Genomic DNA, 17398 nt, shown 5'->3' on the forward strand with positions numbered 1-17398 from the left:
GGTACTGGTTTCATTTCCGCAATCACTTCTCCAGAAAAGGTTGTCTCTATAGGGTCAATACTTCCATCAAAAATACCCTCAATATATTCGGCATCTACACCTGCCATCTGAAATGTTATGTTACCAATACCTCTTGTTTCATCGCCAAATTCATCAGTAAACCATCCATTCAGGTCTAACATTATTTCTGCACCACCATTGGTGTCCATTACAGTTACAGTAGAACCAGAGTGAAGGGCAAAAGTATTCACACCATCACTTGTATCAGGATTACCAAAAGTACCTAAATCTAAGAAGGGATTTGTAACACTGGTTACTTCAAATGGACTGTCACCACTTCCATCAAACGTTAGCGGACCTTGAATAGTTGCTGCGTTAAATTGTGTAAAACTACCAGTTGTTACACTGGCAATTAAATCACCAGGATTTGGGTTAAAGCTCAACTCACCTTCTGACAAAGTAATGTTTGTGAAGAAACCATTGAAAGCAATTCTTCCAGTTAATCCAGCAGCTTCAGCAGCACCAGCGAATACAGCACCTAAAGCGAAAGGAAGAGCAGCGATGGAAGCAACGATTTGGTTTTTCATTTTTGAGACTCCTAATGATTAGTTATTTGTTTACTCAGTGACGATGAGGATAATACTTAGATTCTTATATACTTAACTACTTAAATTAAAGATTGATACTTCTCAGTAGTTTTAGGGGTTTGTGAACCTCTGTTGCCCTCATGAATATAAACTAACTAATTTCGCTGAGGAGTTGCAACCCTTTTTCCCAGTCTTTACTGAATCTTTAAAAAACTCTACTGCTAATTTCACCCTATTTAATGCTATTTCACCAGAGATATTTACCGAATCAAAGTGTTTTTGAGCACACATATAACAGTATTAACAATTAGGACAATAGTCGTAGATATATATAGTTAATTGATTTTACCTATTTGATATATATGGAAAATGATGAAAAAAAAGCCTGATATAGATTTCCATCCCATTCTCAGTAATTAGTCTACACAACTGAGTAATGTTACTAAGCATTTTTTACTAAGCTAAATTGCATTTTCATCAAATATAACAAGTCATTGTGAAATGTGTTTCATATCACTGACAAAAACAGATGTAATATGCTAGATATATGTAAAAATTTCATGAAAATGTCACAATAATCTAATCTAATGTATAGAGCTAAATAGAAGAAAAGTTAGGTAAAAGTCGAGGAGGCTTACTACTGGTAAATGACTATAAAATTAGGTCAATAGCTTTTTCTTTAAAGGGGATAAAAAAAAGAAAATTTAGTATTTTTTTGCCTTCCTATTGCAAAAGGTACTGCCAAGAGGCTAACTGAAATGACAATACCGGGACACAGAATTAATGAGTGTACATCTTCTTGATTCATACTTCAGTGCCTAACACTAATATTAATAGACTGACTTCCTTAATTATCCTTGCTAGTTTTATGTGGGGTCGTCTATGGAAAATGTTACCAACAATTAAGAGACAGTCTAGCGATCGCTATTAATTGATAAATACTAGGAGCGGGAGCGTGCAAAACTCCGACAAATGATCGACGACCGCTAATGAACTAGCGGTCGCCCTAAAAATTTATAACAGATACTTTTTGTAATAGGTAGATGTAAAAATCTCAGATAATTAAATGGATTTGAAATAATAGTTAGAAGGGAGCAAGCGATCGCTGTTTTTTCTACACTCTGATAATTTGACTAATGTAGATATTATTGTTGATACCAGAGCGACCGCGCACAAAATCATCAACCTTTAGATTAGGAGTTTTTCTGGCGACGGCTAGCTACTAAACCTGCAGTCACTACACCTAGACCGAATAATACAGTTGGTTCAGGTACTGGTTTCATTTCCGCAATCACTTCTCCAGAAAAGGTTGTCTCTATAGGGTCAATACTTCCATCAAAAATACCCTCAATATATTCGGCATCTACACCTGCCATCTGAAATGTTATGTTACCAATACCTCTTGTTTCATCGCCAAATTCATCAGTAAACCATCCATTCAGGTCTAACATTATTTCTGCACCACCATTGGTGTCCATTACAGTTACAGTAGAACCAGAGTGAAGGGCAAAAGTATTCACACCATCACTTGTATCAGGATTACCAAAAGTACCTAAATCTAAGAAGGGATTTGTAACACTGGTTACTTCAAATGGACTGTCACCACTTCCATCAAACGTTAGCGGACCTTGAATAGTTGCTGCGTTAAATTGTGTAAAACTACCAGTTGTTACACTGGCAATTAAATCACCAGGATTTGGGTTAAAGCTCAACTCACCTTCTGACAAAGTAATGTTTGTGAAGAAACCATTGAAAGCAATTCTTCCAGTTAATCCAGCAGCTTCAGCAGCACCAGCGAATACAGCACCTAAAGCGAAAGGAAGAGCAGCGATGGAAGCAACGATTTGGTTTTTCATTTTTGAGACTCCTAATGATTAGTTATTTGTTTACTCAGTGACGATGAGGATAATACTTAGATTCTTATATACTTAACTACTTAAATTAAAGATTGATACTTCTCAGTAGTTTTAGGGGTTTGTGAACCTCTGTTGCCCTCATGAATATAAACTAACTAATTTCGCTGAGGAGTTGCAACCCTTTTTCCCAGTCTTTACTGAATCTTTAAAAAACTCTACTGCTAATTTCACCCTATTTAATGCTATTTCACCAGAGATATTTACCGAATCAAAGTGTTTTTGAGCACACATATAACAGTATTAACAATTAGGACAATAGTCGTAGATATATATAGTTAATTGATTTTACCTATTTGATATATATGGAAAATGATGAAAAAAAAGCCTGATATAGATTTCCATCCCATTCTCAGTAATTAGTCTACACAACTGAGTAATGTTACTAAGCATTTTTTACTAAGCTAAATTGCATTTTCATCAAATATAACAAGTCATTGTGAAATGTGTTTCATATCACTGACAAAAACAGATGTAATATGCTAGATATATGTAAAAATTTCATGAAAATGTCACAATAATCTAATCTAATGTATAGAGCTAAATAGAAGAAAAGTTAGGTAAAAGTCGAGGAGGCTTACTACTGGTAAATGACTATAAAATTAGGTCAATAGCTTTTTCTTTAAAGGGGATAAAAAAAAGAAAATTTAGTATTTTTTTGCCTTCCTATTGCAAAAGGTACTGCCAAGAGGCTAACTGAAATGACAATACCGGGACACAGAATTAATGAGTGTACATCTTCTTGATTCATACTTCAGTGCCTAACACTAATATTAATAGACTGACTTCCTTAATTATCCTTGCTAGTTTTATGTGGGGTCGTCTATGGAAAATGTTACCAACAATTAAGAGACAGTCTAGCGATCGCTATTAATTGATAAATACTAGGAGCGGGAGCGTGCAAAACTCCGACAAATGATCGACGACCGCTAATGAACTAGCGGTCGCCCTAAAAATTTATAACAGATATTTTTTGTAATTAAGTATAGATGTAAAAATCTCAGATAATTAAATGGATTTGAAATAATAGTTAGGAAGGAGCAAGCGATCGCTGTTTTTTCTACACTCTGATAATTTGACTAATCATAGATATTCTAATCATAGATATTATTGATTAGACCAGAGCGATCGCAAAGACAATCATCAACTTTTAGTTTAGGAGTTTTTCTTACGACGGCTAGCGACTAAACCTGTAGCAACTACAGCTAGACCGAATAATGCAGTTGGTTCTGGAGCATCAATCATCACATCAAGCTGTGAGTTAGTAGTTTGTGAACCTCTCTTGCCCTCACGAATATAATCTACCTAATTTCACTGAGGTATTGCAACCATTTTTGCGAGACTTTACGGAATCTTTAAAAAACTCTACTACAAAATTAACTTTACGTCATGAGATTTTACGAGGTATTTACGGAAATAAGGCATTATTTTTTACATTTATGTATCAGTATTAACAACTAGGCTAATAGTCATATATTTATGTAGTTAGTTGATTGAAACTACTTTATATCGATAAAAAACGAGGATAAACAGTTATATATAGATTTAATTCTCATTTAACAATTAGTCCAAACGACTCAGTGATGTGACTAAGTATTTTCCGATCAGCTAAAGTGAATTTTCATCGGAACTAACAAATTATCGTGAAGTGTGTTTCATATCACTGACAAAAATCAATATAATATGCTATAAGCAAAAATCCAACTAAAATGTCACAATAATATGTAGATATAAAAAGTCAGGTCTAAAGTAGAAGAGGCTTGGAATTGGCAACGTACAATACCAAGACACAAAATTAATGAGTGAGGATCTGAAATTCAACTCTGACTCCTGACTCCTAGTTCCTGACTCCTTTCTTGATAAAAGTCCTTTTTTGTAATTAAGGAAAACTCTTATGGCTAATACCAGCAATTTTCGTCAAGCAATTCGTGAGGCTCAAAGTCAAAACCTAGTTGGCCCAAACGTGATTTCTAATGCTCTACCTTTTGTAGGTGGTGGCCTAATTCTCACAGCAGTAGGTACTTTTGGTGGCCTACAAGTGCTACAGTCTAACCCCGGTCTATTTATGACCACATTCTGGGTAGCACTTATCGGCGAATTAGCATTATTTTTTATTGCCCGTGGAATTGCGGAAAGAGGCAATAATAACGTAGCCCTACCTTTATTAGCTACTTACAGCTTGTTATCCGGCTATACCCTGAGTGGTTTAGTATATGTGGCCTTAAGTACCCAAGGAGTAGGTATTGGAGGAGTAGGTTTTGCGGCTCTCGGTTGTGGTGTCACCTTTATTGGAGCTCGTCAAATAGGCTCAAATCTATCTGAAGAAGATGGCATGGCCTTGACTAAAACTGTCAGCTTGGGAATAATTGCTTTATTAGTAGCAGTTGTAGGCCAAGTTATTTTTAGCTTTTTCGGTGTTTATACTCCAAGTTGGTTAGAAATAGGTATATCTGGCATAGGTGTATTTCTATTTGCTGGCGCTGCAGTAGTAGATTTCTACATTTTGCCCCGTACTTATCGTGACGATCAGTATATTCCCGCAGCTCTCTCGATGTACTTAACTTACATCAACCTATTCATTTTTATTCTGCGACTTTTGATTGCTATTAATAGTCGCGAGTGACATACTCCCACACTGATTACAAGAATCAGTGTGGGCTTCTCAGCGACTTCTCTATGAGAACATTGACTGAGCTAGCACGGGATGCCCCACCGCTCCAATTCAATTAGTTAGAATAGGCTTAATTGTACGCCTTCACATCCTTCAAACCTTGTTGTTGGTAGTAGGTTTTTAATCAAAGCCTTTGCTCTATTCTTGATATTAATTGCAGCATTTAAGTCACGCCCAATTGATAGATTACATTGAGGACAATTGTGCTTTCTTTGAGCCAAAGTTTTCTTGACTTTATGTCCACAATTACTACATTCAGTTGATGTTCCATGAGGTTTTACTTTGACTATTAACTGACCAGCTCTTCCAGCCTTGTCAGTTAATATTTGATTAAATTGACCCCACCCTGCATCATGTACAGACTTTGCTAATTTAGACTTAGCCATACCTTTTATATTCAGTTTCTCAACTGCTACAATATCGTAATTAGATAATAAATTATTAGCCGTTTTGAAATGAAAATCTTTTCTTGTATCAGCTACCTTTCTATGTTTCTTAGCTAATTGTTTAATTGCTTTTTGCCTACGCTTACTGCCCTTTTTTCTTCTAGATACTTTCCTTTGGGCTGATTTAAGTTTACATTCAGCTTTTCTCAAGTATTTAGGAGCAGGTATAGATTCATTATCAGAAGTTACTACAAAATCAATTAAACCTACATCTATACCTACTATTTTACCTCGTTTTATATCTGGTTTGATTTCGGGTACAGTTTGATCCTCTAAACTAAAAGTGACAAAATAACCGTTAGATTTTCTCGTAACTGATACAGTTTTCATCATAAATCCATCTGGTAATGGTCTGTGAACAATTACTTTGACATCACCTATTTTAGACAACTTGACTTGATTATTAACAAACCAGTGTTGTTTAAATTGAGGATAAACAAAAGTTTTATATTGGTTCAATCCTTTAAATCTTGGTTTACCAAGACGCTTTCCAGACTTATCACTTTTCATCCATCTATCAAAGGCTAACTCAACTCTTTTTGGTACTTCTTGCAATACTTGAGAATGAATATCTTTGTACCATGGTCTATCGATTTTTAATTTAGGTAATGATTGTTTTTGACTATAGTAAGTCGGTTGGTCTTTTAATTCTGGCAAGTGGCAAATTAAAGGACAATAATTAATTGAGCATCTATTTTGCTTCCACCAATCAAATCTTTGAGCCAACATATAGTTGTACTGGAAACGTAACATTTCCAGAGTTTTATCTATTTTTTCTGCTTGAGTTTTTGTTGGACGTAATTTGTATTGGTAAGCAATTCTCATCTCGATATTTCTTGAGCTACCAGAATTATATTATCATAGTTTATATACATATTTGCCAGATATTAAAGATGAAAAAAACATGACAAAATCATGAATAATTAATGATTAACAATTATTAATTAGCCAGATAATGTACAAGATAAACGTTGAGAAATTGACACACATTGTAGAAAAAAAATCACGCATTCATCCCACACTGACTAAGCACGTTTTCAGTTTGGGACTTCTGCTTAAAACAGCTAAAATTTGAAAAACCCGGTATTAGTGCTAAACCTAGCACTGAAATAAACCAGGTTTTATTGTATAGTTTATGTTGAATAATGGTTTGTGTATAAGTTTAAAGATATAACCTGCATGGAAAACCACAAGCTCAAAGAAACAAAAAAGCTGAAAGCTAATTGCTATATTTCTATTGAAAGGAGGCGATCGCCATGGAAGTATTAGACATTAAACGAGAAATTGAAAATTTGTCCTCTCGTCTGGGAAAAACCCAGGACTATCTTTGACGTTCCGGCACTAAAAGCAAAAATCCAAGATTTAGAGCAAGTTGCAGCTCAACCGGAATTTTGGGATGACCAAACAACGGCACAAAATACTCTGCAAGAGCTTAATGACCTCAAATCTCATCTACAGCAATATCAGCAATGGCAAAATAATCTGGAAGATACTAGAGCAATCTTTGAGTTATTGGAGCTAGAGACAGATGAATCTTTATTGGAGGAAGCTCAAGCAACTATCTCTGGTCTCAACCAGGAGTTAGACCGGTGGGAACTACAGCAATTATTATCTGGTCTCTATGACCAAAATGGTGCAGTTATTACTATTAATGCTGGCGCTGGAGGTACAGACGCTCAAGACTGGGCAGAGATGTTGTTGCGGATGTATACCCGGTGGGGAGAAAGTCATAACTATAAGGTACAGTTGGCAGAAATTTCTGAGGGAGATGAAGCAGGTATTAAGTCTGCAACTCTGGAAATTATCGGGCGCTATGCTTACGGTTATCTGAAAGCAGAAAAAGGTACTCACCGCTTGGTCAGAATTTCACCTTTTAATGCTAATGGCAAACGACAAACCAGTTTTGCAGGAGTGGAAGTGATGCCTGTGCTAGATAATTCTGTAGAGTTGGAAATTCCAGAAAAAGATTTGGAAATTACTACTTCTCGGTCTGGCGGCAAGGGTGGTCAAAACGTCAACAAAGTTGAAACAGCAGTGCGAATTGTTCATATTCCTACAGGTTTAGCTGTGCGTTGTACTCAAGAACGCAGTCAGTTACAAAATAAGGAAAAAGCTTTAGCATTGCTCAAAGCTAGGTTACTGATAATTGCCAAAGAGCAACGCGCTCAAGAAATTGGTGAAATTCGGGGTGACATGGTAGAAGCAGCTTGGGGTAATCAAATTCGTAACTATGTATTCCATCCTTATCAGATGGTAAAAGACTTACGGACTCAGAAAGAAACTACTGCTATTACAGATGTAATGAATGGCGAGCTAGACTCATTCATTGAAGCTTATCTGCGACAGGAAAATCAAATGGTCGAGAGTCAGTCTGCATAAACAAAGGCAGAAGGCAGAAGGGACAATTGGAAGGGGTTTCTGACCCCAACAAGCTTCTGATTTATGAATTCGTTAATGGTTCGGGGGCGGGTTTATCTGAATAATTTGTCATACCATTAACTTAACGCGGAACCCGCCCCTACTGAGGAACCCGCCCCCTACTGTGGAATTCGTTAATGGGTCGGGGCGGGTTTATCTGAATAATTTGTCATACCATTAACTTAACGCGGAACCCGCCCCTACTATTCAACATTTTAGGTGTGTCACACCACTACTGGACTGTACACTTTATTTACGCAGGAACTCTACATATAGCAAGCAAGGGCGAATGCCATTCGCCCCTACTCAGCTACTCCGCTACTCCCCCGCTCCCCCGCTCCCCTACTCAGCTACTCCGCTACTCCCTATTCCTACTCCCTCTTTAGCCCAAAGTATGTCACAATGAAGATATTTTATCCAACCCTGACTATAATATGTCCTCATGTCAAAGGTCTACAGCACTATAGAGCTAATAGATATCCTAGCTGAAGAGCGCCAAGCTTGTCTGCAAGGCCAGCGCCTGAATTTGGCAGCAACTCCCCGCACGGGAAACCCAGTAGTTGACCATTTTCTCAAACCAGAAGCTTTCCAAAAGTTTACTGCATATCAAGATTTTAAGGCTGCTGTTCATCGCTATCAAACAGAATATTTGGTTTCTGGTATTGTGTGGCGACAGGTGACAGTTAATGATAAGATTATTAGTTTTCCCGTAGTGCATGAACAATTAATTGCTTTATTGAGCGATCTAGAAATTTTGCAGGCAGCAAAGGTTTCTGTATTAAATTTCTGGAGTCAGGTGACAATGGGGATGGACTTATATTTAAGTGTGGGTAGTGGTCGAGACTTTCGCAAAATAGAAATACAAGAAGTAGAAGCGATCGCTCAACGTACAGAATGGGCAAATATGTTGAAGTGGGAAAAATCCAATTTTCTGGAGATGCTATTACAGTTAGGATGGGGAAAACCAGAGTTAGCAGCTTATCGTAGTGGCTGGCCTAATTCTGGAAGTGAGTATATTCATGCTGTGAAACCAGGAAAGCAACCTATTTGTTAAAAAAGCGGTCAGCACCTCAGCAGTAAACGTTATATAGTGGTTATGCGTAAGTCCTGTTCATCTAAGTTTTCTGGTGAGTGGTTGGCGATCGCCCGTTTGACAGCAGATTTCAGGTAAATAGCGAGTGGTGGCGGTAAAAGTTCAATTTTACGAGCGATCGCCAGTTTGTGGAATTCAGGAACTGGGAAAATTTACCGACCAAAATTAGAGGAAATTCTGTTTTTACCGCAAGATTGATTGGTTTTTCCTGCGGAATGCTGCGCAAACATGCCCTAGCTCCCCTACGGGAGAGCGCGGGTCTTCAACCAACGTTGAGATAAAATTATTTCCTCTCTTTACTGCGATTTAATATAACGAAACTGAGTATGCTAAATAGCAATCAGGAAAAAAGCCTTATCGAAACTGTCTTCTTGTCTGTTCTACCTTCTGCGTAGCCTCATGTAACTGATTTACCAATTTCAGGCTATCAGCAGATTTTTCAGCATCGACGTGGAGAGCTAATCCACACATCGGGCAAACTATCGGCTCTCCAGAGAGCAACATCGGCATAGTAGTGGGGATGACAAAAGTGCATTCGGGGCAGGGAATACCATGTTGGTGAGTAGACTGTCTGGGCATAATATCTCCTATACAAAATAAATTACAAATTTTACGAGGGAATACCGTTTCACAGAAGTTAAAAGTCAAAAGTAAGATTTTATAGACTCTAAACTTTGATGCCAAACTAATTTCAGGAATTTATTTTAAATATATAGTTTGAAACTATTTGTGACATCTTTCAAGTGAATTGGTATAATAACTCTGCTGTCATCTTTTTGACCAAAAGATCGGGTCTCAAGCCTCCCCTTTTCAGGGGATGAAAAAAATCAAATTCAGTATTTCAATCCCGATGGCGATCGCCAGATGTACTGATAAGTGAGGTGTTGGTAATTTGAGGTATGATACCATGTCCGGATAAGAGCGCGATAGAACTCCGTGACCTTTACGCGACCAAAAGACTTTCTCCTTCTACTCGGGGTTTCTTCTATCTTTCTTCCCTCCTGACTCGCTCCGACTGACTTCCCCTCCTGGGAGGGGCACGCGGGTGGGTTGACTCCTAAAGAATTAAGACTAATATCATACACTAATTTACCAACGCCATAAGTGATAACTGATAACTGAAATGCTGATGGTGTATCCTAGCCTTCTTAGGACGGCTCAGTGGTAGTTGTTGTATCACTTTCCTCTGATGAGTTTTCAGCATCAAGAGTTTCTACTTTTCCGCTTGTGGTACTAATTCCTTGTTCCATCACCCTAAATAAGGTCAGCAAACCAACCGGAGTATCCGCTTGACCTGCGCTGATATGTATCTTCATTGCCGAGCTAGAACTCTGTTTCGCTAGACCCGCTTTAAATGCCAAGATATTAGGTTCCAGAGAAGAGTCTTGACCAGATGTCTCAGTGGGATTAATGGTTGTTCTGTGTTCAAGCTCAACTGCTTCATTAACCTCTACCCCAAAGTCAATGGTCGCCTCGCGTACTTCTATTATGGGAATAGGGACGATGGACAATACTGGAATCTCGACCGTAAACTCGATTGTATCTCCCCCTACTCCCGTCTTTGTATACTTAAAAGTAAATGTTTTTAACTGACTAACTCCTTCGTCATCATCATCAAACCCTACTTGTTCAATAAAATTAGCAGTTGCTTGCGCTGCTTGGCTTTCAGCTTGCACGAGTGCCAACAATGGCGCTCCAATAATCTGATACAGTGGTACCGATGATAGGTCTGTAGCATTTGGCATAGTTTAATCTCCAAAGTTTTTTTACTGGGTAATTAATAATTAATAATTATTAATTAAATAATTGAGGTTAAAAGCCTCCTCTTTCAAGGGAAAAAAAATTGATTTTTTCCCCCTTTGCGTCAATCTGATGGTTTTAACCATAGGTAATTATCAATTAATGAAAAGTCGTGGCAACCCTAAAAGTTCGTCAAATCCAGTTTTAGCGAAATCGATGATAGTGCTGTCTCTGGCAGACTTGTGAGTTCCCTTGTAACCACCTCAACGTTAATTTCCTCAAGATCTTTCATCAATAATTTTTCAACCTTGATCGAAGAGGTAATATCATTGAAATCGTCTCCCACCCAAGGAGTGTCCTTTGTAAAAGTCTTGGCTCTACCTTGGAATCCCTCATGTTCGTAAAGTGTAACCTTCATCCCCCTTGGTACTTTCAAGGAACTCAACTGATCGTTTTCTAAGCTTGCGGTATCGTAGCTTCCCTCACTGAGTTCCTGACACGCTCCTTCATAATTCTCATGTTGATAGATGACGACTTTGCTGGTCGGGATTGGGTCATTTTTGCTGGTCGGGATTGGGTCATTTTGATTGCTGAGAATAGCAAACTTCAGATCGATGGTCGCTTCCTTAATATCCGTTCGGGGAACAGAGAGGAGTTTAAGAAACGGATCTTCTTTGTATAAAGGTCTTAGATCGCGAGAATAGTTATCTGAAATAACTCGTGCTTGACTGATTTCACTAAGAATTTCTCCGATAATATGTTTCAATTTTGCCATAATATTAGTCTCCAAGTTTTGATTACAGGATAGTTAATAATTAATAATTAATAATTAATAATTAATAATTAAATAATTCTGGTTTGAAGGAGCAGTCAGCAAGCCTCTTGCCTCCTCCGGAGGAGCTGCCTCTTGCAGAGGAGCTTCCGCTTTTCATGTCGGCGACAGCCGAAGTGCGAAGTTGTGCGGAACGCTAAACGCTATATCCAATCAACCAAGAGAAAAGTGCTAGGATATTTCCTGACCTTCAATTCCCGTAAGGTTTTAACCAGAGGTAATTATCAATTATCCATTAATGAAAGGATTTTCCTCTGAGGTTGAATAAACTGTGACCATATCCACATTCACAAACTACCATGAATGTAGATATGAAGTCACGCTACTCAAATATCAAAGCTCTATATTTGAGTTGTGCTTATACTGTTGTTGTAACTGGTTCTGCGTCCGGCGATGTAATAATATCATTGAGAATAGTCAAGACTTTCTGCATTCCTGCTGGCATATCATCCTGTACAGCATGGAGAGAGATATCCATGGTATATTCAACTGCATACTTAGAGTTCGCAGCCGAGGAGCTATCTTTTTTGGCAGAATATGCGGCGTTGAACTTCGCTTGAACTTTTGTCCCACCCCAGCGAGATTTGGCTTTGACGCTTGCGCTTATATCTTTTTCCGTTCCCTCTGTTGTTGTTTTTTCCGTTTCTGTTTCAGCACTGATATTCGCCTTGAATTGGATCGTCATATCATCAATGCGAATATAGGGGATAGGCACAATTGTTAGTAATGGAACTTCGAGTGTTTTATATGTTGTTGTACGATCAGTAAGACTACTATCATTTTCATTCTCTGCATCTGTATAACCCGTACTATATTTAAAACTGATATTCTGGATATCACCTTCCTCAGTCATACCAATTGACTCAATAAACTCAACCGTCGATATTGCTGCTTGTGACTGGGCTTCAACTGCAGCAACCAAGGGACCACCAATGATATTGCCAAAGGGAATGGCTCCCAATTGTTCTGTTGCCTCGATTTGAACTGTCATAATAATTTCTGTTGTTTAATGCTTAAAGGACAATTGTTAGAAAAAATTCTGCATTCTTCTAGTTACAGATATTTTTTCTTAACTAGCTATTAGCTTTTAGCATTTCCGTTCCCGAAGACTCCGCAAACAGCGAGCCTCCTGGGAAGGAACTAGGTTAACAGTTTTTAGCAGCTCTGGGTTTACCCCGGTTTCTATAAAGGAGGGGTTGGAATTCCCTTCTAAAGATTTACTGCCAACTGCTAACTGCTAAGTGCTGATTGCTTATTTAAGTGGTTCAGTAACTTCTCAATCCACTTATGACTCCATAGTGGCAAGTTTCTGCTGTAAACGCCACTAAAGTTTGCAATTTTAAGAAAAAAGATAAGGATTTAGCTCCAGCAATTCCCCAAAGCTAGTACCCATAACAATTTCAGAGATATAAAACTTAAGAACATCCCTACTATTTAGGGGAAAATTGCTTAACTTTGGAAAAACTTAAAAGTTAAGGATTTTAGGCGTTGGTAATTTGAGATCTGATATCTTGTCTGTATAAAAGCGCGATCGAACTCCATGACCTTTACACAACCAAAAAACTTTCTCCTTCTATTCCTCTTTCTTCTTCTTTCTTCCCTCCTGACTCCTGAGGACTGACTCCTGACTCCTAGGTGATTGAGATTAATACCATACACTAATTTACCAACGCCGGATTTTACTTCTGGTTTCCGATGGACAATAATCAGAAAAAATTCAAATAATCCACAAAAATTTCTATTATCAAATTTATTCCATAAACACCACTAAAGTTGACAATTTTTAAGAAAAACTTAATAATTTAGTACCAGCCAATCCCAAAGACCAGTTATTGTATTGGTTTCAGATATCGAAAACTTATATTAATAACCTCATCACTTTGGAGTGTTATCAGAAACCGGGTTTATTGGAGACAGATGTGAGTATAAGCATTTTTTATGAACCCGGTTTCTCTGCTTTATTTATACCGACACTACCGGATTTGAAATTGTACTTATTATATCATGTCCGTTTATATCGTTTGTGTAAACCCAAGGGTGAATATCTACAGGAAATAATGGTTTTTTTCTTGCGAGGGTAGCCTTTCTTCCTCTTCTCTCTTCCCTCTTCCTTCTTCCCTCTTCCTTCTTCCTTACCTTTGCTATACAAGACCGATGCTGCCGGACATGATATTACTTAACTTTTGACCGGAAAATTTGGGTCAATAGCCTCCCCTTTTAAGGGGATAAAAAAAAGAATATTCCGTATTTCAAGCCTCCTAGTTCAGCAGGAGGTACTGATAACTGATAACTGATAACTGATAACTGAAATGACAACCCCCAAACTTAAAAACTTTACTTCAAATTCCGCACCCTTAACATATTTTAACATTAAACTGTAGTCTAACATTATCAAGTATTTGCGGGTAAATAGACTTGTTTTGAAATCAAGAATTGTCCTATGACTCTAGATAGCCAAATAATTTGTTCGGCAATGACATCTTTAAAATAACTTGAGAGAACCCGATCCTTGAATATTGGCGTAATCTGAAATTCGATGACGCCTATTGGCCAAGTTTTTAGATGCCTGCAAGTAAGCATAGGTAACCGTATTTATGCTGAATGAACCAGGAAAATCTAATTTGGTACTTAAATTGTACGGATATAATGTTAACCAATACTGAATATGAAGTTAATTTTCTTGCCAAAAGATCAAAATGACTTTTTCCCAAAATAAACCCGTGGATTTTGAACCTATTAACAAAAAAATCCTAGATGCAGAAGTTTTACAGGAAAACAACTTATCGGAGAAATATACAAGAATTTATGGCGTTGCTGAATAAATGTATGATTTTACAGGATTCAGGAGTCAGGATTCAGTAGGTATAAAAGAGTTTTTCAGTAACTTTCAGAAGAAGAAATAAGTATAATTTGCACTGTTGTTTTGGCTTAAAATTTACCCAAAATTGAATTTCATACCGTGTTTCAGCAACGCCGAATTTATAAATGATCCCTATTTTATGAAGATAGGCATCAGGGACATCTTTACTTCTACAGATAAGATAAAAAATTTGTTAATCAAAAAAATATAACAAAAATGAGTAAATATGTACGCAGACGTGGTGTAACCCTTACCAATCAGGGTTCAAGGAAACTTAATCAAGCCAAATCAGAGGCAGAAATTGAGCAAAACCAGCGATACACCCTTGAATCTCTTAGTAAAAAAATAGGTTTAACTCCCAATACCCTTAGCAAAATATTTACCTGCTCGTCAGGAGTCGATAAACGTACCTTAAAATGCTGCTTCGATGCCTTTAATCTGAGTTTGTTAGCGGATGATTATCTCTACTTGAAGTCTGAGCAAGATAATCAGGTCCAGATTAACCCTATACCCCCTGCAGAAAACTACTCCTTCCTAGAACCAGTCTGCAATTCTCCTTTCGATATGCTGCGCGATCGCAACAACGCTGCCCAAATAAAAAAAATGGTTCAACCACAAGACGATCTGCAACCTCGTTTGCCAACAGCACCGGGAGGACAGATGCCCCTATATTCTGTCTTTTACATTGACCGTCCCATCATTGAATCCCTCTGTTACGAAGGCATCCAGGAACCAGGTACACTGTTGAACATCCGTGCTCACAAGCAAATGGGCAAAACCTCCCTAATGAGCCGTATCTTGTATTACGCTAGATCCCTCGATTATCAAACCGTTTCCCTGAACTTACAACTGGCAGATGCAGAGATTTTACAGAACCTAGAACGCTTCCTAAAATGGTTCTGTGCTAGAGTTAGCAAGGAGTTAGAATTTCCCTATTCGCCATCCCATGAGCAGATAGCTGATTTTTGGGATAATTCCTTGGGCAGCAAATCAATCGCCACTGACTATTTCAATGATATTATCTTAGCAAACCTAGATCGTCCTTTGGTAATAGCTATTGATGAACTCAATCAGCTTTTTGCCTACCCCGATATTGCTCGTGAATTTCTCCAACTTCTGCGAACCTGGTCTGAGCAAGCAAAAGCAGGGGTAGCAGAAAGTAATGCTTGGCAAAAGCTGCGACTGGTGACAGTTCATTCTACGGAAATTATCATGCCTCCATCGATTAATCCCTCCTTGTTGAATACTGGGTTAGTCATCAATTTACCTGAGTTTACTCCAGCTCAAGTGCAGGATCTAGCACGGCGCTACGAACAAGAGATGACCGAACAACAAATCCAGCAACTAATTACTATTCTAGGCGGACATCCCTATCGCTTACAGTTAGCATTTTATTACCTACACCAACAGACTATAACCCTAGAAGAACTTTTAGAAAATTCTCAGAGCGCAACTTCTCTTTATGCAGAACATTTAAAACAACAATGGTGGAATCTGCAACGCTATGATGAATTATTGCCTATCTTTACTGAAATTGTGAACAACCCCAAACCGATAGAAATAAAAGTATCCCTTGGTTATAAGTTGCAAAACATGGGGTTGATTCATTTGGAAAGCGATCGAGCGTGTCTGTCTTGTGAGTTATTTCGTCCGTTTTTTATGGGAGTTTTGAATTGATTTAGGACTTACGCAGATACGCTATATATAGCGCTCAAAACTATTGGACAATAGTTAGTTATTGTAATCTATACATAGTGCCTTTGCATAAGTCCTGTTGATTGTTATTTTGACTGCGTTACATTTCATTAATACACTCTACTAGACTAATGAAATAACTACTTAGGTAAGGTTGATGGTAGGCAAATGCGGCGCTCACACAGATTATGGCACGGATGCACAGATTAAGTGTAAGTGTATTTCATTAATGGATAATGGATAATTACCTCTGGTTAAAACCGTCCTAATTTTTGCAATAAATCGAAAACCACATAATACCAGACTCCTATTCGTGCATAACCTGCAAGTTTACTACCCAATTCGTTCCCCACTTTGTTAGAAACTATTTCCACTACTACATCTGGTGCTTTACCAAATTCCCAAGTATAATAGCTGAAGAAACTATGGTGAAATTATGGATTTTGTTTCAATTGCCAAAATAGCAGCACCAATTGCAGGTTCTTTGGCAAATGTTGCTGTTCAAAAAGGATTTCAATTTATTAATCAAACAGACATACAAAAAGCATATGTAGGGGCGAATGGCATTCGCCCTCAGTTGATTTAGTATCCGTGCATAAGTCCTGATATATAATTTAATACCAAAGATTTAGAAGAGAGTATGGTGAAATTATGGATTTATTTTCAATTGCCAAAATAGCAGCACCAATTGCAGGTTCTTTGGCAAATGTTGCTGTTCAAAAAGGATTTCAATTTATTAATCAAACAGACATACAAAAAGCAATTGAATCTGGAATCAAAGCTGTGGAAAAAGAGGAATAAAAATTCCCTGAACAACAGCGTTTATTTTATTCAGCTAGAAAAGATGGTTGGTCTGGAACCGATAATTTTTTAAATCATTATTTTAGTGATTCTGGCGTTTTAGCACAACTGCAAAAGCCTTTAACTAATCAAGGCAAACCAGACATTAAAGTTTTAACTGAAATATTTAAACAAGCAGCAGAAGCTAAAAATATTAAATTGACTGAATCAAGTCTACAAAAATGGATAGAAACATTTGTTAATGCTTATTTTCAAAACACTACAACTTATATTAGCTTCCAAGTTGCTAAAGAAGATTATTTGAAGCAGCTAAATACCTGGTTTAATAATGTAATTTTTGCT

17 protein-coding genes and 2 pseudogenes are annotated in these 17398 nt (G+C 37.6%); 10 read left to right on the top strand and 9 right to left on the bottom strand.

Annotated features, from left to right (window positions below):
- The coding region (locus tag F6K23_RS20335; RefSeq protein WP_293159184.1) for a hypothetical protein at positions 1-587 on the bottom strand (587 nt) is incomplete at its 3' end.
- A 787-nt stretch (positions 588-1374) separates the two neighbouring features.
- On the opposite strand from F6K23_RS20335, the gene F6K23_RS20340 reads away from it, so the two are divergent.
- Positions 1375-1518, top strand: coding sequence for a hypothetical protein (locus F6K23_RS20340; protein WP_293159186.1), 144 nt, complete (start codon positions 1375-1377; stop codon positions 1516-1518).
- A 262-nt stretch (positions 1519-1780) separates the two neighbouring features.
- Here F6K23_RS20340 and F6K23_RS20345 read toward each other — a convergent pair whose 3' ends face one another.
- Entirely contained in the window at positions 1781-2443 is a 663-nt protein-coding gene (locus F6K23_RS20345) for a PEP-CTERM sorting domain-containing protein (protein WP_293159188.1), read from the bottom strand.
- Between the two features lie 787 nt (positions 2444-3230).
- Between F6K23_RS20345 and F6K23_RS20350 the strand changes: the two genes are divergently transcribed.
- Positions 3231-3374 (top strand): hypothetical protein, encoded by a 144-nt coding sequence (locus F6K23_RS20350; RefSeq protein ID WP_293159186.1) that lies wholly within the window; start codon positions 3231-3233, stop codon positions 3372-3374.
- A gap of 281 nt (positions 3375-3655) precedes the next feature.
- Here the strand turns inward: F6K23_RS20350 and F6K23_RS20355 are convergent, their stop codons facing one another.
- Complete coding sequence (locus F6K23_RS20355; protein WP_293159190.1) at positions 3656-3745, bottom strand: PEP-CTERM sorting domain-containing protein; 90 nt, start codon at positions 3743-3745, stop codon at positions 3656-3658.
- 649 nt (positions 3746-4394) lie between these two features.
- On the opposite strand from F6K23_RS20355, the gene F6K23_RS20360 reads away from it, so the two are divergent.
- The gene (locus F6K23_RS20360; protein ID WP_293159192.1) at positions 4395-5123 is read left to right on the top strand and encodes a Bax inhibitor-1 family protein; all 729 of its coding nucleotides are present in this window, start codon (positions 4395-4397) and stop codon (positions 5121-5123) included.
- A gap of 107 nt (positions 5124-5230) precedes the next feature.
- Here F6K23_RS20360 and F6K23_RS20365 read toward each other — a convergent pair whose 3' ends face one another.
- Entirely contained in the window at positions 5231-6442 is a 1212-nt protein-coding gene (locus F6K23_RS20365; RefSeq protein ID WP_293159194.1) for a transposase, read from the bottom strand.
- A gap of 431 nt (positions 6443-6873) precedes the next feature.
- Here F6K23_RS20365 and prfB point away from each other — a divergent pair.
- Positions 6874-7996, top strand: a protein-coding gene (prfB, locus tag F6K23_RS20370; protein WP_293159196.1) for a peptide chain release factor 2 whose coding sequence is annotated in 2 segments (ribosomal slippage) — positions 6874-6945 and positions 6947-7996 — 1122 coding nt in all. Because the reading frame shifts where the segments join, the coding sequence is not laid out codon by codon here.
- Between the two features lie 481 nt (positions 7997-8477).
- A complete protein-coding gene (locus F6K23_RS20375; protein ID WP_124142708.1) occupies positions 8478-9089 on the top strand; it encodes a hypothetical protein in 612 nt (203 codons plus the stop codon).
- Between the two features lie 393 nt (positions 9090-9482).
- Here F6K23_RS20375 and F6K23_RS20380 read toward each other — a convergent pair whose 3' ends face one another.
- From F6K23_RS20380 to F6K23_RS20395, 4 genes are all read right to left on the bottom strand, one after another.
- On the bottom strand, positions 9483-9707 hold the full coding sequence (locus F6K23_RS20380) for a hypothetical protein (protein WP_293159199.1): 225 nt from the start codon (positions 9705-9707) through the stop codon (positions 9483-9485).
- A gap of 569 nt (positions 9708-10276) precedes the next feature.
- Positions 10277-10873: a DUF2589 domain-containing protein gene (locus tag F6K23_RS20385; protein ID WP_293159201.1), complete on the bottom strand. Its 597-nt coding sequence runs from the start codon at positions 10871-10873 to the stop codon at positions 10277-10279.
- Between the two features lie 176 nt (positions 10874-11049).
- Complete coding sequence (locus F6K23_RS20390; RefSeq protein WP_293159202.1) at positions 11050-11643, bottom strand: beta/gamma crystallin-related protein; 594 nt, start codon at positions 11641-11643, stop codon at positions 11050-11052.
- A 415-nt stretch (positions 11644-12058) separates the two neighbouring features.
- Positions 12059-12691, bottom strand: a complete 633-nt coding sequence (locus F6K23_RS20395; protein WP_293159204.1) for a DUF2589 domain-containing protein — start codon at positions 12689-12691, stop codon at positions 12059-12061.
- Between the two features lie 1705 nt (positions 12692-14396).
- On the opposite strand from F6K23_RS20395, the gene F6K23_RS20400 reads away from it, so the two are divergent.
- Positions 14397-14522 carry a hypothetical protein gene (locus tag F6K23_RS20400; RefSeq protein WP_287324968.1) on the top strand — a complete coding sequence of 42 codons (126 nt, stop codon included), beginning with the start codon at positions 14397-14399 and terminating at the stop codon, positions 14520-14522.
- Between the two features lie 254 nt (positions 14523-14776).
- Positions 14777-16237 (top strand): AAA-like domain-containing protein, encoded by a 1461-nt coding sequence (locus tag F6K23_RS20405; protein WP_293159205.1) that lies wholly within the window; start codon positions 14777-14779, stop codon positions 16235-16237.
- A 272-nt stretch (positions 16238-16509) separates the two neighbouring features.
- Here F6K23_RS20405 and F6K23_RS20410 read toward each other — a convergent pair.
- Positions 16510-16644, bottom strand: a pseudogene (locus tag F6K23_RS20410) (Uma2 family endonuclease); the annotation flags it as partial.
- Positions 16645-16691: 47 nt separating this feature from the next.
- Here F6K23_RS20410 and F6K23_RS20415 point away from each other — a divergent pair.
- The 3 genes and pseudogenes from F6K23_RS20415 to F6K23_RS42880 all read left to right on the top strand — a co-directional run.
- A complete protein-coding gene (locus F6K23_RS20415) occupies positions 16692-16841 on the top strand; it encodes a hypothetical protein (RefSeq protein WP_293159206.1) in 150 nt (49 codons plus the stop codon).
- 65 nt (positions 16842-16906) lie between these two features.
- Complete coding sequence (locus F6K23_RS20420) at positions 16907-17056, top strand: hypothetical protein (RefSeq protein ID WP_293159207.1); 150 nt, start codon at positions 16907-16909, stop codon at positions 17054-17056.
- A 24-nt stretch (positions 17057-17080) separates the two neighbouring features.
- Positions 17081-17398: pseudogene (locus tag F6K23_RS42880) on the top strand (signal transduction protein); the annotation flags it as partial.

Source organism: Okeania sp. SIO2C9 (genome assembly GCF_010672455.1).
Classification (GTDB): domain Bacteria; phylum Cyanobacteriota; class Cyanobacteriia; order Cyanobacteriales; family Microcoleaceae; genus Okeania.

What these genes read in the sequence shown, in the direction of transcription:
- F6K23_RS20385 (WP_293159201.1), bottom strand. Translation starts at nt 10,873, where the DNA reads ATGCCAAATGCTACAGACCTATCATCGGTACCACTGTATCAGATTATT.
- F6K23_RS20375 (WP_124142708.1), top strand. Translation starts at nt 8,478, where the DNA reads ATGTCAAAGGTCTACAGCACTATAGAGCTAATAGATATCCTAGCTGAA.
- F6K23_RS20415 (WP_293159206.1), top strand. Translation starts at nt 16,692, where the DNA reads ATGGATTTTGTTTCAATTGCCAAAATAGCAGCACCAATTGCAGGTTCT.
- F6K23_RS20420 (WP_293159207.1), top strand. Translation starts at nt 16,907, where the DNA reads ATGGATTTATTTTCAATTGCCAAAATAGCAGCACCAATTGCAGGTTCT.
- F6K23_RS20355 (WP_293159190.1), bottom strand. Translation starts at nt 3,745, where the DNA reads ATGATTGATGCTCCAGAACCAACTGCATTATTCGGTCTAGCTGTAGTT.
- F6K23_RS20390 (WP_293159202.1), bottom strand. Translation starts at nt 11,643, where the DNA reads ATGGCAAAATTGAAACATATTATCGGAGAAATTCTTAGTGAAATCAGT.
- F6K23_RS20395 (WP_293159204.1), bottom strand. Translation starts at nt 12,691, where the DNA reads ATGACAGTTCAAATCGAGGCAACAGAACAATTGGGAGCCATTCCCTTT.
- F6K23_RS20365 (WP_293159194.1), bottom strand. Translation starts at nt 6,442, where the DNA reads ATGAGAATTGCTTACCAATACAAATTACGTCCAACAAAAACTCAAGCA.
- F6K23_RS20405 (WP_293159205.1), top strand. Translation starts at nt 14,777, where the DNA reads ATGAGTAAATATGTACGCAGACGTGGTGTAACCCTTACCAATCAGGGT.
- F6K23_RS20360 (WP_293159192.1), top strand. Translation starts at nt 4,395, where the DNA reads ATGGCTAATACCAGCAATTTTCGTCAAGCAATTCGTGAGGCTCAAAGT.
- F6K23_RS20380 (WP_293159199.1), bottom strand. Translation starts at nt 9,707, where the DNA reads ATGCCCAGACAGTCTACTCACCAACATGGTATTCCCTGCCCCGAATGC.
- F6K23_RS20345 (WP_293159188.1), bottom strand. Translation starts at nt 2,443, where the DNA reads ATGAAAAACCAAATCGTTGCTTCCATCGCTGCTCTTCCTTTCGCTTTA.
- F6K23_RS20400 (WP_287324968.1), top strand. Translation starts at nt 14,397, where the DNA reads ATGACTTTTTCCCAAAATAAACCCGTGGATTTTGAACCTATTAACAAA.